The organism is Paenibacillus tyrphae, assembly GCF_024158745.1.
GTDB lineage: Bacteria > Bacillota > Bacilli > Paenibacillales > NBRC-103111 > Paenibacillus_G > Paenibacillus_G tyrfis_A.
Window position 1 is genome coordinate 66,244 of record NZ_JAMZAW010000008.1, and the last position, 14,206, is coordinate 80,449.

Sequence of the window (14,206 nt, forward strand, 5' to 3'; positions counted from 1 at the left end):
GCACCCTCCCAAATTCCAACATTATTTTGTTAAAAGCACGCGATGAACACCCTTGCTGCCTCCCGGTGCCGTTCCTATATATAAATATCCTTTATGGCTTACAGCCGTAGTTACGCCATACAGTTTGCCTTCCAGATCATGCCAGCTTCCGATAAGCTCTCCCTGCGGGCTGAGCTCCATAGCAAGCCCATGCTTCGCCGGCGCGCTTGCGCCGCTAAGCAGCGACTCCGGCAATTTGGCCATGGTACTGGCTAACCAAAGGTTGCTATGCATCTGATCTACAAAAGAAATGCGAGTCGTGAAGATACCGACCCAGAAATGACCTTGATCATCACGCGTAATGTTGTCTGGAAAACCTGCGAGATTGTCTACGAAAATATCAGATGTACCCTTCTTCGGTCCTTTAAGCCAGTATCTGGTCAATTGATAATGATACGATTCCGCCACAAGCACAAAATCTTCATCCGCAGACAAGGCAACTCCGTTTGCAAAATAAAGGCCTTCTAAAAGGACGGTCGTTTGCTTGGTCTTTGGATCGTACTTCAGCAAACGTCCATGCGGCTTGTTCTCGGCAATTTCTTTGAAGGTCACACTACCATAATTCGAAGTATCAGAAAAATAAATGGAACCGTCCTTGGCAATATCAAGCTCGTTAGCTAGATAGATCGGCTTACCGTCCACTTGATCAGCCAATACCTCTATGCTCCCGGATGGGTTAATAGACAGCAGTCCCCTCTTGACATCAGTAACGATCAAATCGCCTTTGGCATCGAATATAAGCCCATTAGGAGTTCCTTTGGTGTCTGCAAACATTTGGGCTTTTTGCGGATTTCCCTCTGCATCGAAAGGAACCTTGTAAATCTTCCCATCTGAATCTCCTGTATATAGCTGACCTTCTTTATCGAATGTAATGAATTCAGGGAATTGAGGGGCATCAGTCACAAGCTGAGCCGAGCTGAGTTTATTGTTTTGTTTCCACGGACCCGCTTCCTCAAAAGAGGGGGCCGTCGGTGCTGACCATTTTGCCGGTTTGATCGGTGAAGGTACAAGCAAGAAAACGAGTATTCCTAGAACGAGCACCGCGAGCAGCGATAGCCCCCATCTGCATATCCTAGCACGAAGTGAGCGTTTAGGACGATTCACGCCTTCAGTAGATTTAACGGCTCGAACTTGTGTATTAGGCATTAGTGTGTCTCCTTTTTCATATAAGCGAGATTTTAGATTTGGACTACGATTTTACCGAAATATTGCTTTCCTTCAGCCAAGAGCGCGAATGCTTCTCCAATTCGGGCCAGCGGGAATACATGGTCGATGACGGGATGTAAACGATGATGGGCAATCGCCCGATTCATCTTTTCGAAGTGATCTCGGTTGCCGACTTGACTGCCGCGAACAGTTGCGGCTTTCTGCAAAATGCTGGAGACATCGTATTCCGGAATGGTCAAGCCCGATAAGAACCCGACCATACTCAAGGTCCCTCCAATGCGAAGCGCATTTATGGATTTTCCCATCGTTGCCGCTCCTCCAACATCCAGAACATGATCGACGCCGCAGCCAGTCAACTCTAACGCCGCCTTATCCCAATCGGGAGCTTCCGAATAATTGATCGTTTGCCATGCACCAAGAGCTTTTGCTCGTTCCAGCTTGGCGTTGCTGCTCGACGTGATGATGGCTCGTGCTCCGGCCATAAGCGAGAATTGAAGCCCGAAGATGGATACCCCGCCCGTTCCTTGCAGCAGCACGGTATCACCCGCTTGCAAACCGCCATATTCGATTAGCATGCTCCATGCGGTTAATGCCGCGATCGGTAAGGTTGAGGCCTCCTCATAAGTGAGGTGATCGGGAATAGGGACGACTCCGTCTTCATGTAGAACGACATACTCGGCCGCTATTCCGTTCAACGGCCCCCCCAGGCTTTCTTCTAACACCCCAGGTCTTGGGCTGCCGGCAATGAATCGCTGTTGAAAATTACCCGCTACTCGGTGTCCGACCTGGAACCTTGTTACTCCTTGGCCAACGGCTACAATTTCTCCCGCTCCGTCTGATAAGGGAATGAAGGGAAATTTGACTTCGATCGGCATTAATCCGCTGAGGACCACTAGATCACGGTAATTGAGAGAAGCTGCCCTCATGCGGATCAGTACCTCCTTAGGTCCTGGCGTTGGTATGTCTAGTTCCGTTATGGTTAATTCCTCGAAGCCGAAGCCGTTTTTCAGCTGTATAGCTTTCATCGAATTGTCCTCCCTGCAAGATCAGATTGATTACCCGGATTCTTATTATTGCTGCTGGATCCTTCACGCGGACGAATCATGCTTCCAACAAGCCGAAGACTTTGTTTTCGTGTAATGAATCGCGATAACTGCGCCCCGAGATAATTCTGCACACCCGGAACGACGTACACTTTCCCTTCCTTCAACGCACGAAGTGCAACCTCTACGACTCTTTCCGGAGTGTCTTTCTTTCCGACGGAGGCTTCTTCCGCTCCTACGACATTAAAGAAACTCGTGTCCGTCGCACCGGGACAAAGTGCGAAGAATTTAATGCCGCGGTTGCGGTTTTCAAACCATAACGCTTGAGTAAACGACAGGACGAAAGCTTTCGTTGCCCCATATACGGCCATATAGGGAAGTGGTTGAAATCCGGCGGTTGAAGCAACATTGATAACTGTACCTGAGCTTTTGCGCAACATGTCCGGCAAAAACAAGTGGGTCATATCTACAACAGCGGCGACATTGAGCATAACTTCTTCATGTTGACGCTCGCCTGACACTTGTTCAAACAAACCATGCGTAGCAAAGCCTGCATTGTTGACCAGCAGTTCGATATCCACTTTCAAAAGTCGACATTGCTGATATAACTCGCTGGGTGCGCCCTCTTTCGCAAGATCCATAGCGATAACCTCGGCTTTGATGCTATACATCTTTCTGAGCTCTGATGCCAGACTCTCAAGCTTGCCCTTCGATCGGGCTACGAGTACTAAATGGCTGCCTTGTTTGGCCAGTTGTCTCGCAAATTGCTCTCCAATACCGGAAGAAGCTCCCGTGATGAGCGCCCATTTACCTTGAATCGTCATATCGCTACCCCCCTTCTAGATACTATGTTGTAATATAGAAACATCGTTACCAAATGAACAGAAGTAATTATTCCCGATTCTCAAGGAATGTGATAATCATCATACTATTTGGTAACAGTGTTTCTTAACGAATTCATTGTATCCCGGCTTTTCTAGAAAGTCAATATGATCTTTGAATATCCTTGAACATCTACCGTCTCATTGACAACCGCTTAACAACTGTATAGAATTCCTTGCAAGAGCGTCAGCAACTTTGTTTCCTGACGAAAACTTGATATCCGAAGGTGATGATTATGAGCGATCAAGATATCTCCTCCAATGCGAACTCACGAGTGTTGAAAACCTACCAAGAAGCCCGCTTGCAAAATATTGAAAATCTCCGCAAGCTCGTTGTTGACGCTGCGGCAACGCTCTTGCAAGAAGAGGGTCCGGAAGCCGTTACGGTGCGTAAAGTATCGCAGAAAATGGGTTGCTCGACAAAAATCATTTATAACTTGTTTGTCAATAAAGAGGGCTTGGCTCAGCAGTTGTATCTGGACGGTTGTAAGCTTCTCGCTAACGAATTCGAGGGGACGCCGCAAGCTGCTGATCCGGCGCAGCATTTGCAGAATTTAGGCGAAGCCTTTTGGCAATTCGGGCAGCGTTACTCCAGTTATTATAAACTGATGTTCGGAGGCGCATTCGCGGATTTCAAACCAGACGAGGAAAGCCTAAATGGTACCGTAACGGCCATGCGGCAATTATTGACGGTGATCAGCAATGCGCAAAAGCAAGGTCTCATCCCTGGCCAGTATGACACTGAATTAGTTATCCGCGTATTCTGGGCTTCGCTCCATGGCGTCATTCATCTTTACATGGGAGGACACTTAGGAGATGTACAATCGGCGCATGCGGTATACAGGCAAACGTTGTCTTTAATTGTCAGCTCGTTATTGCCGGATAAAGCTTAAAAGACGGCAAGCTCTTCCCGGTTTAGGGGAAGAGCTTGTCTTTTTTCACACTGCAAGGATACCTTCAATGCTAATCTCTACTTCAATTCTTTGCTTTACCACTATTTATGATACGCTTCTCCGCGCTTGATCTTAAACTAATCTGCCCGTTAGTTGAGCGATGCCGTCAGACTACTACTTTATTATTTCAGTCTACAACATTATTATCTAGTCTAGTGCTTAGGAAAAGTAAATAAACCCATCACCTTAAATTGGAAGTTAATAAATTCCAATTTATAAGGAGATGGGCTCTCTTTGACCCGTCTGCTAATTCTCTGCCTGGAGCTACAAGACTTGAGCTAGCTAACCGCAAACATGACCAATCTCTTTTCCATTCCTTTACTTGAAGGCAGTTCAACGCGGTCTTTGCCGCCACAACCAACTATACGCTCAATGCATACGGTCAACATAGCGTCCGTAATCCGGAACAGCCACACGATCAAATTGTCCGACCAGCTTCGCGAGCCCCTGAGTAAGCTCGTCGCCGTAAACCGGCACCCCGTGCCCCGTCACAGCGGCCGCGGGCTTCAACGCTTCCAGTCTCTGTACGGATTCCTTGGCCGCCTTCCAATCCGTCGTAAAATAACGGGGCGGGCCGCAAATCTCTTCATATTGCACAATAACCTTAAACAGGGAATCCTGCCGTACCGTGATGAAAGCGTCGCCGGCGATCAGCGTGCGGTCGGTTTCCCGGAACAGCGACACATGGCCCGGCGAATGACCGGGCGTCGGTATCCAGCGCCACTCCGGCAGGCCGGGAATAGTACCGTCGGAGGGGAGCCCCCGGACATGCTTGCCCAAGTTGACCGGCTCGTTCGGAAACAAGGGTGACAGCTTGGCGAGCAGTCCGCCTTCGACAGACGCGTCGGGGTCCGGGTAGCTATGCCGCCCGGTTACATATGGCAATTCCAACTCGTGGGCGTATACCGGGACCTGCCAGGCCTCTGCCAGCTCGACAACGGCGCCCACATGGTCGAAATGACCATGGGTCAGCACGATAGCCTTCGGCTTGCTGTGTTCTCCGAACTGCTCCCGAACCGCTTGTTGGATCGTGTCGGCGGAATCCGGCATTCCGGCGTCTACAAGTACCCATCCGTCGGCCGGTTCGCGATTCCCGATAAAGCATACGTTAACCACTTGGATGGTCAGACAGGAGACCCGCTCCGCCACCGTCTGCAATGCTCCGCTTTTGACGGAGGTGATCGGAATGTACCGGTGATTCAATGTATTTTCAATTTCTCGATCCGCATTCGGTTCCGTCATAGGTTCTCCTTTGCCTTAAGGCTGTTTTGTTTAGTTATTCGTTAGTATGCGGATGCAGTCAACCAATTATGAGCAAAAAGAAGGAACCGGGCGTAGGTTTACCGAATCTTATGTGAAGAAACTGCTATTTTTTAACTTTCTAGGAGTGATCATATGAAAATTGTAAAACTGGCATCCCATGAACTGCCTCCAATGGATTTGCTGTTATTAGCCGACCCTTCCCCGAGTCTGGTTGAAGAATATATTCAAAGAGGCCAATGCTATGTCGCCAAAGCAGAGGAACTTATTCTCGGCGTATACGTTCTTCTGCCCACCAGACCCGAAACCGTCGAAATCGTTAATGTCGCCGTTGACGAGCGTCATCAAGGTCAAGGCATAGGCAAAAAGCTGGTCAACCACGCGATCGAGACAGCGAAACAGCTAGGGTATAAAACGATTGAAATCGGCACCGGCAATTCAAGCATCGGTCAGCTCGCTCTCTATCAGAAGTGCGGCTTCCGCATGACCTGGATCGACAGGGATTTTTTCATCCGGCATTACGAGGAGCCGATTTACGAAAACGGGATGCAGGTGATCGATATGGTGCGTCTTTCGCAAGATTTATAAGAAAAGCTTCTTAATCGAAGCCTTTTCGTGGAAGATACAGTTGTGTTCTGGCCGAAGCTTTTCTTGAAATAATAGAATGCTTCAGCTCCGCTGAAAACTTATACATTCTATCATTATAAACAAAAAAGCCTGATGTCTCAGGCTTTTCAGGCTTTCGAGAAATTGCTTTCGACAACAATAGAGATACATACGGAGGTGGGGTATCCACTGGAGAAGCGATAGCGGCCGCCTTTGTCTTCGGGAAATGTCCGCTAACAAGCGGCTTTCAATCAAATTTCCCGATGACAACAGCGGTCGGAAGTGGATACCCCACCCCCTCGTAACCTCTATTACCTCAACCGACAATTTTCTCGATAAGTTCAAAAACCTGATGTCTCAGGCTTGAGCACGGACTTTCGCACGATCCAGATAAGCGGAATATAAATAAGTGCAAAACGGCAGGCTCCACAAAAAAATCGCAAAAGGCAAATACTGCTCCACCGGTACTCCGACAAACGTGCTGCACAGCACGGCCAGCAAATTCCACGGTACGGCCGCGGCCAGAACGGCGCTCGTATCGGCAATGACGCGCGAGAGGTGCGCGGAGCTAAACCGGCGGTTCCACAGCGGCAAAATGTTACGACCGGACATGATAATCGGTAGCGTCTGCGTACAGGAGATAAGACACAGGACGAGGCCGAACGCTCCGGTGCGCCATGTGGCGGAAGCGAGCGAAGGCATCTCCCCCATCATCCGCTCAATGTACGCGCCGATCAGGTTCGACCGTTCCAGAATGCCGTTGAACGCCCCGGCCAGCACAATAAGCGAGACGAGGCTGATCATGCTCAGCAATCCCTTGCCTTCGACAATCGAATGCTCCGCCCCGCTCCACATCGCTTTCAGCCAAGCGGTTGGCTCTACCCCTTTTTGCAGGCTTCCTACAATAATTGCGGCGGCAATGGATAACAGAAATCCGTATTTCGTCTTCAGCCGCAGTACGATCGAGCCGAGAAGAACGAGAATCGGTATCAGCAGCACGAGCGATTCGCCGAAATCGGAAGGAATGAGATTGGCCGATTGCTCCACGGGACCTTTAGCCGTCCGCAGATCGAGCCATCCGTAAAATGCCAGCGAGGCGAGTACGGCAAGCGCCGAGGTCGGAGCCATCGCCCGCCATTGCCGCGGGATAGACGTTTCTGTCGAAGCCGCGATCAACTGGTGGGCACTGGAAAAAGGCGACGTACGGTCACCGACATAGCTTCCGGAGACGACGGCCCCGGCCACGTACGGCAGCGGAACGCCCACATGGATTGCCATCCCGATGAGCGGAACGCCGACCGCGCTGAGCGTCCCGGTCGAGGTCCCGAGAATCATCGACACGAACGCACAGATCAGAAACGAAAAGGTCAGCGCATACTGCGGCTGTACGATGGCAAGCGCCCATTGAACCAGCTCGTCCACCGTCCCGCTGACCGCCCAGCAAGGCAGAATCATGCCAACGAGCAGCAGAAGCCAGACGACTTCCTTGGTGCGGCGCACGCCTTCCAGTATTCCGGCACAAAGCTCCTTGCCTCCAATTCCGCTGCGGAGCGAAATCAGAATAAGAGCCAGCAGCCCGGCCGAAAAGCCGAAGACGACCGGAATTTTGGCCATATAGGCCGCAGCGATGCCAAGCACGGTAATTCCTACAATGATTACAAGCTGACGAAACGACATGGAAAATCCCTTTCTATTTCTATGAGAATGTGTGTTCGTCCATTATATCACGATGCAGTTAAATTTTGATCCCCTTTAGGGGATTCCCATGACAAAAAAATTTGTTTATAGTTAAAATGGCACCGCTGCCACCCGAAACTTGAAAAAGGAGAAATGAAGCATGACCGCCGAAAAAGGGCCCTTCGATCAGCATTTCGACAGTCTGGAAACGTTAGCCGAAACCATTAGCGAGGTGCTTCGCTGCCCGGTTACGATTGAAGACGCCAATCATCGGCTTGTCGCCTACAGCGCGCACGACCGCCAGACGGACGAAGCCCGTACTGCGACCATCATCGGCCGACGGGTGCCCGAGAAGGTCGTGCAAAGCTTGTGGAGACAAGGGGTTATTCCGCAGCTCATGAAGACCGACGAGCCGGTCCGGATCGCTTCCATTACGGATATTGGTCTCGGGGACCGCGTCGCCGTCGCCATTCGCAAAGATGAGGAAGTTCTGGGATATATTTGGGCGCTTGAGGTGGAGCAGCCCATCGACGATAACGGCATACAGCAATTAAAAAAGGCCGCGCAAACGGCCAAACAAAAGCTCCTGCATATTCAAACGCGCAAACGCAAGCAGGAGGAAGGCTATCAGGAGTTTTTCTGGCAGCTGCTTACGGGGCATTTGACCTCCGAAGCGGCCGTCCGGGACAAAGCGGCTCAAATCCATTTGACGCTGCCCCCCGCTTTTTACGTCATGGTATTCGAATTTCCCGAATCGATCGACGATCATCGGCTCCAGCAAATCCGCTATCTGATGTCGGTGACGCAGCGCATCTCCGTCGTATGCCATGCGGCGGATCACCATCACTTCATTCTGCTCGCTTCCCCTTCCGAATCGACGTCTTGGAAAGAGCATGCCGGCAGCTTCATCAATCATTTTGCCAAGCAGATGCAGGACCGGTTTCGCGTGTCAGCTATGGCCTCCGCCTGCGGTTCTCTGTACGAAGATTACGGCAAGGTCGAGACGAGCTACCGCGAAGCGCTCACGCTGCTGCGCCTGAAGAAGTTGTTCCCGAATCAAACGAAAATTCACCACTACGAAGACTTGGGCTTTTACCGGTTCCTGCCCCCCATTTACGAATACAAGAAGTCCCACCGGATGGTGAACCGCCACTTGCAGCGGCTTAAAGAATACGACCGGGACCATCATACGAATCTACTGGACACGCTGGAGACGTTTCTGATCCACGACAGCAACGCCAAGGAGGCAGCTGCCGCGCTCCATATCCATACGAATACGATGAACTATCGTCTGTCCCGGATTGCCGAAATCGGCGAGATCGACTTAAAAAGCATGGACCAGAAGGTAGCGCTTTACATTGATCTAAAGACCAATAAGCTCATGTCCTCCTGATCCATTCCGTTCGATTTGACTATACCTGCGTCGCGCCGTCGTCTACGCGTCCTTCCATGCCGTTCGTTCCGGCCGGGGAGGCGCTTTTTTTCTTTTTCACGAAATAAACCACGAGCAGAATCGCATACCATACCGGGCCGACGAGAAGCGCAATCCGGGTATCCGGGGAGTAAGCCATAATCCCGACGACGAACACGAGGAATGCGAGCACGGCGTAAGAGCTGTAAGGCGCAAACGGCATTTTGTAAATCAGCTTGGAGGCTTGGTCTGCCGAAAGCTTCTTGCGGAAGCGGATTTGCGAGATGAGAATGACCGCCCATACCCAAATGACCGCAAACGTAGCGATGCTGGTAACCATGGTAAACGCTTTTTCCGGTACGATGTAGTTAAGCGCGACGCCGATCAACAGGAAGAAAGCGGATACAATAATCGCACGGGACGGAACGCCGGAACGGGATACCTTCTCGAAGCTTGCAGGCGCCTCTCCCTGCTGCGCCAAATTGTACAGCATGCGACCGTTGCTGAATATGCCGCTGTTGCAGGACGAAAGCGCGGCGGTCAGCACGACGAAGTTGATAATGCCTGCGGCGTAAGGAATGCCCAGCTTCTCGAAGGTCATGACGAACGGGCTGCCCTTGAGACCGATTTCCGTCCACGGATAAATCGACATGATGACGAACAGCGCGCCGACGTAGAAGATGAGAATGCGCCAGAACACGTTGTCGATTGCTTTTGTTAGCGCTTTCGCAGGGTCCTTGACTTCCCCGGCCGTTACCCCGATCATTTCGATTCCCAGATAGGCGAACATGATCATCTGCATAGCCAGCAGCACGCCCGACCAGCCATTCGCAAAAAAGCCTCCGTGACTCCACAAGTTGCTGATTCCGACGGCGATGCCGCCATTTCCCAGACCGAATACGATCATGCCAACGCCGACGATGATCATGAAGATGATGGTGACGATTTTGATGAGCGCGAACCAAAACTCCAGCTCGCCATAGGCTTTAACGGCAATCAGGTTGACCAGACTCATGATGACCAGCGCCGCCAGCGCCCAAATCCACCTTGGCACCCCCGGGAACCAATACTCCATATAAATCCCGACGGCGGTAATTTCGGCCATACACGTAACGACCCAAATAAACCAATAGTTCCATCCCGTCAAAAAGCCAAATACAGGACTCATATATTCCCGGGCGTAGCGGCTGAACGAACCGGCCACCGGCTTCTGAACGGCCATCTCCCCCAGCGCCCGCATAATGAAGAACATCGCCAGTCCGCCGATCATGTAGCCGACCAATATCGCAGGCCCGGCTACCTTAATGGCCGATGCGGAGCCCAGAAACAAGCCGACACCGATTGCGGCGCCAAGCGACATTAAAGTAATGTGCTTTTGCTCCAGTCCCCGTTTCAATTCATTGTTGTTTTTCACAAAAAATCTCCTCCAATAGTTAATTTCCAGGCTTGTGCTTGCATTATTCGTGCCTTATAAGGATAGAGACTTGCTTCTGTCTATTGTTTCCCTCCTCTATGAATATGCGGCGAGCTGACATGCCCCGGCGAAAGCAGACTGCGCTCAACAATTTCCAGAAATTTGCGCCGGAACAACAGTATGCGCTTACATTCGCTTTTGTGACGAATTGATGTCTAAATCGTAGCACACTCGTTCCCGTCTGCATTTGTCTTGTTACTCAAAAATGATCAAATCAATTTGTGATATTACACAAAAGAGCCCGTCCCACATGAGAAAACGCTTACGTTTTGTGAAAAAACACAAAAGCATCCAATTCTTTTCAGCTCGTTTCACGAAGAAAAACGTCGGATTTGTTCGATATACTCAGCTTACCGAAACGATCCAACCACATTATCAAGGGAGATGGCAATAATGATTATCGGCGTGCCAAAAGAAATTAAAAACAATGAAAACCGCGTGGCCATTACGCCTGCAGGCGTGTCTACAGTTGTGCAGGCGGGTCATAGCGTGTATATTGAAAAAGGAGCCGGCCTTGGCAGCGGCTTTGCGGACGAGCAATATGCGGCGGCCGGAGCCTTGATCGCCGATACCGCGCAAGAGGTTTGGGAAAAATCCCAAATGATCATGAAGGTCAAAGAACCGCTTCCTTCCGAATACGGTTATTTCCGGGAAGGTCTGATCTTGTTCACCTACCTGCACCTGGCTGCCGATGCGGAATTGGCCGCGGCCTTGACGAAATCGGGTGTCGTTTCCATTGCGTACGAAACGGTTGAAGTTAACCGTACGCTCCCGCTTTTGACTCCGATGAGCGAGGTTGCCGGACGGATGGCGACGCAAATCGGAGCACAGTTCCTGGAGAAGCCGTATGGCGGAAAAGGCGTGCTGCTTGCCGGCGTGCCCGGAGTACAGCGGGCGAAAGTCACGATCATCGGCGGCGGCGTAGTCGGCACGAATGCGGCGAAAATCGCTGTCGGTCTAGGCGCGGATGTGACGGTAATCGATTTAAGCGCAGACCGGCTTCGTCAGCTTGACGATCAGTTCGGTCCGCAAATTCAGACGCTCATGTCCAATCCGTATAACATCGCCCAAGCGGTTCGTCAATCCGATCTCGTCATCGGAGCGGTGCTTATTCCGGGAGCCAAAGCGCCTAAGCTGGTTAGCGAAGATATGGTGCGCAGCATGTCGCCAGGCTCCGTTGTTGTCGACGTTGCCATCGATCAAGGCGGAATCTTCGCAACGGTTGACCGCATTACGACCCACGATGCGCCTACGTATGTCAAGCACGGCGTAGTCCACTATGCGGTAGCCAATATGCCGGGTGCAGTTCCGAACACCTCCACCATCGCCCTGACGAACGTGACGATTCCATACGCACTACAAATCGCGAACAAAGGCGTAAAGCAAGCGATCGCCGACAGCCCGGCTTTGGCCAAAGGTCTCACCACAGCAGGCGGTGCCATCACATACGAAGCAGTCGCGAAAGATCTGAATTACGACTATGTGCCTGCACATAAAGCACTGGAAACTGTATCCAGCCGATAAATAAGCAAAACTCCCCCGCCCTCGGGGGAGATTATTATTTATTCAGCAAATCACCACGAAGGAGCAGCACAACATGCACACAAGGAACGATAGGATTGTGAAACCGCACGAAGAGCTCCCCCGTTCGATTATGCCCGAGCCGGACTACGCCGATTGGGACGGCAGCTTCAGTCACCGTCCGACGCTGGCTGAAATCTCGCTCGATGCCATCGCCTCGAACGCGGCGTACTTCAAGTCGCTTCTCCAGCCCGGCTGCCAGTGGATGGCGGTGGTCAAAGCGAACGGGTACGGCCACGGCGCGGTGGAAACTGCCAGGACGGCACTAAGCTCCGGCGCGGACCGCCTCGGAGTCGCTTTTCTGGATGAGGCGCTCCGCCTGCGTTCAGCGGGCATTGCCGCCCCGATCCTTGTGCTCGGCTACACGCCTCCGGAAGCAATCCGGGAGGCCGTTGCGGCCGATGTGACGCTGACGGTGTTTAGCGGCGAGGTGCTCGAAACGGTGATGCGCGAAGCGGAAAGCTTGGGCCGGGTAGCCCGGATTCATCTTAAGATCGAGACCGGGATGAACCGGCTCGGGGTTACGTCGCCAGATGCTGCACTGCAGCTCGCCCGACGCGCGAACGAGAGTCCTTATGTGACGCTGGAGGGTGTATTTACACATTTTGCCAATTCGGACCATCCGAGTCCGGCATACACGGAACTGCAGTTCGCGAGGTTTCTCGAATTTCGCGGCGCTTTTGAGGAAGCCGGTATCGCCGTTCCTCTCTGGCATTGCTGCAACACCGCAGCAACCATTGCTTATCCGCATATGCATTTGGACTTGGTGCGTGTCGGGATCGGACTGTACGGCTTGAAGCCGTCGGTAAGAGGCGCTATCGCAGGCGCTCCCCTCAAGCCGGCCATGCGGCTCAAATCACAAATCGTATCACTCAAAGACGTCCCGGCGTTGGAGCCGGTCAGCTACGGATGCACGTTTGCCTCCGATAAAGATACCAGAATTGCCACTGTGCCGATCGGATACGCGGACGGTATTCCACGGGCGCTCTCCAACAAGGGAACTGCATCGGTACGCGGACAGTCTGCGCCGATCGCCGGAACGATCTGCATGGATCAGTTGATGCTCGACGTTACCGCGATTCCGGACGCGAAGCTCGGTGACGAGGTCACGCTTTTCGGCACGCCGGAAGACAAAGTGACCGCCGCCGATGTCGCAAGCCATGCGCATACGATCCATTACGAGATCGTATGCGGCATCGGCGCCCGGGTCCCCCGGGTTTATGTAGAGGGAGGCTGGACGATTTCCACGCGCTTTATATGACAGGACGGCACGACAAACGGGCAGGGTCTCCCCTGCCCGTTTCATTGTATTCTTGGGCCGCGGACGCGGCTGTACCGACGGAGATCTAGGTCAGGCAAAAACCATCGATCCGTTTTCCGTTAATGATACGGAGCTTTCTGGTTTGCGAGCAAGACGAGACGACTTTGAACACGCATTTCCGTTCCGACAACGGTCTGATACAGCGGTTCTGAACTTTGGCCGCCAATACGAAGTCAGCCAAAGGCGTTGCATCTACGGTAACGAACACTTGATCAACTTTGACGATACGCGCTTTGCCGCGGAACACTTTGGGAATCGAGAACGTAATGAGGGGGCTGCTCGTACATGGAGTGCATTTGGAGTTGAAGACGACTTCGAACGTAAGTAGATTCCCTTTTTTGCTTCGGAACCTGAGCCCAGCATTATTTACTTTACAAGGACAAGAACCCGATTGGCCGGTTCCCCGCTTCGCCGCCTTGACCTTCCCTTTTTGCGCCGAGCAGCCACAACCACAAGCCATAGAATCACCTTTCTGGAAATTTCGCATGATTAGTAGATGCGCGGCTTACATAAGAAGTGTGGTTACTCGTCCGGATGCGATAGCATATTTATAAAAGGCGCTTGGCGTCACTCGGCTGCTTCATGAAAAAAAGCACCGTTTCCGGTGCTTCAGACTGTTGAGAAAGTGGTCATTATAAAAAATAGAAAACATACGGAGGTGGGTATCTACTGGAGGAGCGATAGCGTTCGCCTTTGTCTGCGGGAAACATCCGCTACTAAGCGGCTTCAATCAAAGTTTCCCGCTGACCCGGGGTCCCCGCAAAGTAATCGGACAAAGCTTCCCTGATTCAAC

The 14,206-nt window shown here is 51.8% G+C and carries 12 protein-coding genes; 5 read left to right on the plus strand and 7 right to left on the minus strand.

The annotated features are described in order from the left end of the window. Positions 1–21: 21 nt before the first annotated feature. Genes NI000_RS13375 through NI000_RS13385 form a run of 3 tightly spaced genes read right to left on the minus strand, consistent with a single transcriptional unit; the run spans position 22 to position 3,073 of the window. Entirely contained in the window at positions 22–1,185 is a 1,164-nt protein-coding gene (locus tag NI000_RS13375) for an SMP-30/gluconolactonase/LRE family protein (protein ID WP_253411267.1), read from the minus strand. Positions 1,186–1,217: 32 nt separating this feature from the next. Further along, positions 1,218–2,231, minus strand: a complete 1,014-nt coding sequence (locus NI000_RS13380; protein ID WP_253411269.1) for a zinc-dependent alcohol dehydrogenase family protein — start codon at positions 2,229–2,231, stop codon at positions 1,218–1,220. After that, positions 2,228–3,073 carry an SDR family NAD(P)-dependent oxidoreductase gene (locus NI000_RS13385; protein ID WP_069852218.1) on the minus strand — a complete coding sequence of 282 codons (846 nt, stop codon included), beginning with the start codon at positions 3,071–3,073 and terminating at the stop codon, positions 2,228–2,230. The genes NI000_RS13380 and NI000_RS13385 overlap by 4 nt, the downstream gene beginning before the upstream one ends. Positions 3,074–3,366: 293 nt before the next feature. Between NI000_RS13385 and NI000_RS13390 the strand changes: the two genes are divergently transcribed. Continuing rightward, positions 3,367–4,023 (plus strand): TetR/AcrR family transcriptional regulator, encoded by a 657-nt coding sequence (locus tag NI000_RS13390; protein ID WP_064199447.1) that lies wholly within the window; start codon positions 3,367–3,369, stop codon positions 4,021–4,023. Positions 4,024–4,452: 429 nt separating this feature from the next. On the opposite strand, the gene NI000_RS13395 is transcribed toward NI000_RS13390, so the two are convergent. Continuing rightward, positions 4,453–5,325: an MBL fold metallo-hydrolase gene (locus NI000_RS13395; protein WP_253411271.1), complete on the minus strand. Its 873-nt coding sequence runs from the start codon at positions 5,323–5,325 to the stop codon at positions 4,453–4,455. Between the two features lie 153 nt (positions 5,326–5,478). On the opposite strand from NI000_RS13395, the gene NI000_RS13400 reads away from it, so the two are divergent. Next, a complete protein-coding gene (locus NI000_RS13400) occupies positions 5,479–5,931 on the plus strand; it encodes a GNAT family N-acetyltransferase (RefSeq protein WP_253411273.1) in 453 nt (150 codons plus the stop codon). 375 nt (positions 5,932–6,306) lie between these two features. Here NI000_RS13400 and NI000_RS13405 read toward each other — a convergent pair whose 3' ends face one another. Continuing rightward, positions 6,307–7,626 carry a Na+/H+ antiporter NhaC family protein gene (locus tag NI000_RS13405; RefSeq protein ID WP_253411274.1) on the minus strand — a complete coding sequence of 440 codons (1,320 nt, stop codon included), beginning with the start codon at positions 7,624–7,626 and terminating at the stop codon, positions 6,307–6,309. Positions 7,627–7,786: 160 nt separating this feature from the next. Between NI000_RS13405 and NI000_RS13410 the strand changes: the two genes are divergently transcribed. After that, positions 7,787–9,019 carry a PucR family transcriptional regulator gene (locus tag NI000_RS13410; RefSeq protein WP_253411276.1) on the plus strand — a complete coding sequence of 411 codons (1,233 nt, stop codon included), beginning with the start codon at positions 7,787–7,789 and terminating at the stop codon, positions 9,017–9,019. Positions 9,020–9,038: 19 nt separating this feature from the next. Here the strand turns inward: NI000_RS13410 and NI000_RS13415 are convergent, their stop codons facing one another. Beyond that, the gene (locus tag NI000_RS13415; protein ID WP_375540970.1) at positions 9,039–10,451 is read right to left on the minus strand and encodes an amino acid permease; all 1,413 of its coding nucleotides are present in this window, start codon (positions 10,449–10,451) and stop codon (positions 9,039–9,041) included. 453 nt (positions 10,452–10,904) lie between these two features. Between NI000_RS13415 and ald the strand changes: the two genes are divergently transcribed. Together ald and alr are read left to right on the plus strand one after the other, a co-directional pair. Next, entirely contained in the window at positions 10,905–12,035 is a 1,131-nt protein-coding gene (gene ald, locus NI000_RS13420; protein WP_253411631.1) for an alanine dehydrogenase, read from the plus strand. 73 nt (positions 12,036–12,108) lie between these two features. Then, on the plus strand, positions 12,109–13,353 hold the full coding sequence (gene alr, locus NI000_RS13425; RefSeq protein WP_253411278.1) for an alanine racemase: 1,245 nt from the start codon (positions 12,109–12,111) through the stop codon (positions 13,351–13,353). A gap of 85 nt (positions 13,354–13,438) precedes the next feature. Here the strand turns inward: alr and NI000_RS13430 are convergent, their stop codons facing one another. Next, positions 13,439–13,873, minus strand: a complete 435-nt coding sequence (locus NI000_RS13430) for a hypothetical protein (protein WP_253411280.1) — start codon at positions 13,871–13,873, stop codon at positions 13,439–13,441. Positions 13,874–14,206 lie beyond the last annotated feature (333 nt).

Coding starts and splice junctions, on each gene's coding strand:
- NI000_RS13385 (WP_069852218.1), bottom strand. CDS start 3,073: ATGACGATTCAAGGTAAATGGGCGCTCATCACGGGAGCTTCTTCCGGT.
- ald (WP_253411631.1), top strand. CDS start 10,905: ATGATTATCGGCGTGCCAAAAGAAATTAAAAACAATGAAAACCGCGTG.
- NI000_RS13405 (WP_253411274.1), bottom strand. CDS start 7,626: ATGTCGTTTCGTCAGCTTGTAATCATTGTAGGAATTACCGTGCTTGGC.
- alr (WP_253411278.1), top strand. CDS start 12,109: ATGCACACAAGGAACGATAGGATTGTGAAACCGCACGAAGAGCTCCCC.
- NI000_RS13395 (WP_253411271.1), bottom strand. CDS start 5,325: ATGACGGAACCGAATGCGGATCGAGAAATTGAAAATACATTGAATCAC.
- NI000_RS13400 (WP_253411273.1), top strand. CDS start 5,479: ATGAAAATTGTAAAACTGGCATCCCATGAACTGCCTCCAATGGATTTG.
- NI000_RS13375 (WP_253411267.1), bottom strand. CDS start 1,185: ATGCCTAATACACAAGTTCGAGCCGTTAAATCTACTGAAGGCGTGAAT.
- NI000_RS13410 (WP_253411276.1), top strand. CDS start 7,787: ATGACCGCCGAAAAAGGGCCCTTCGATCAGCATTTCGACAGTCTGGAA.
- NI000_RS13380 (WP_253411269.1), bottom strand. CDS start 2,231: ATGAAAGCTATACAGCTGAAAAACGGCTTCGGCTTCGAGGAATTAACC.
- NI000_RS13390 (WP_064199447.1), top strand. CDS start 3,367: ATGAGCGATCAAGATATCTCCTCCAATGCGAACTCACGAGTGTTGAAA.
- NI000_RS13430 (WP_253411280.1), bottom strand. CDS start 13,873: ATGGCTTGTGGTTGTGGCTGCTCGGCGCAAAAAGGGAAGGTCAAGGCG.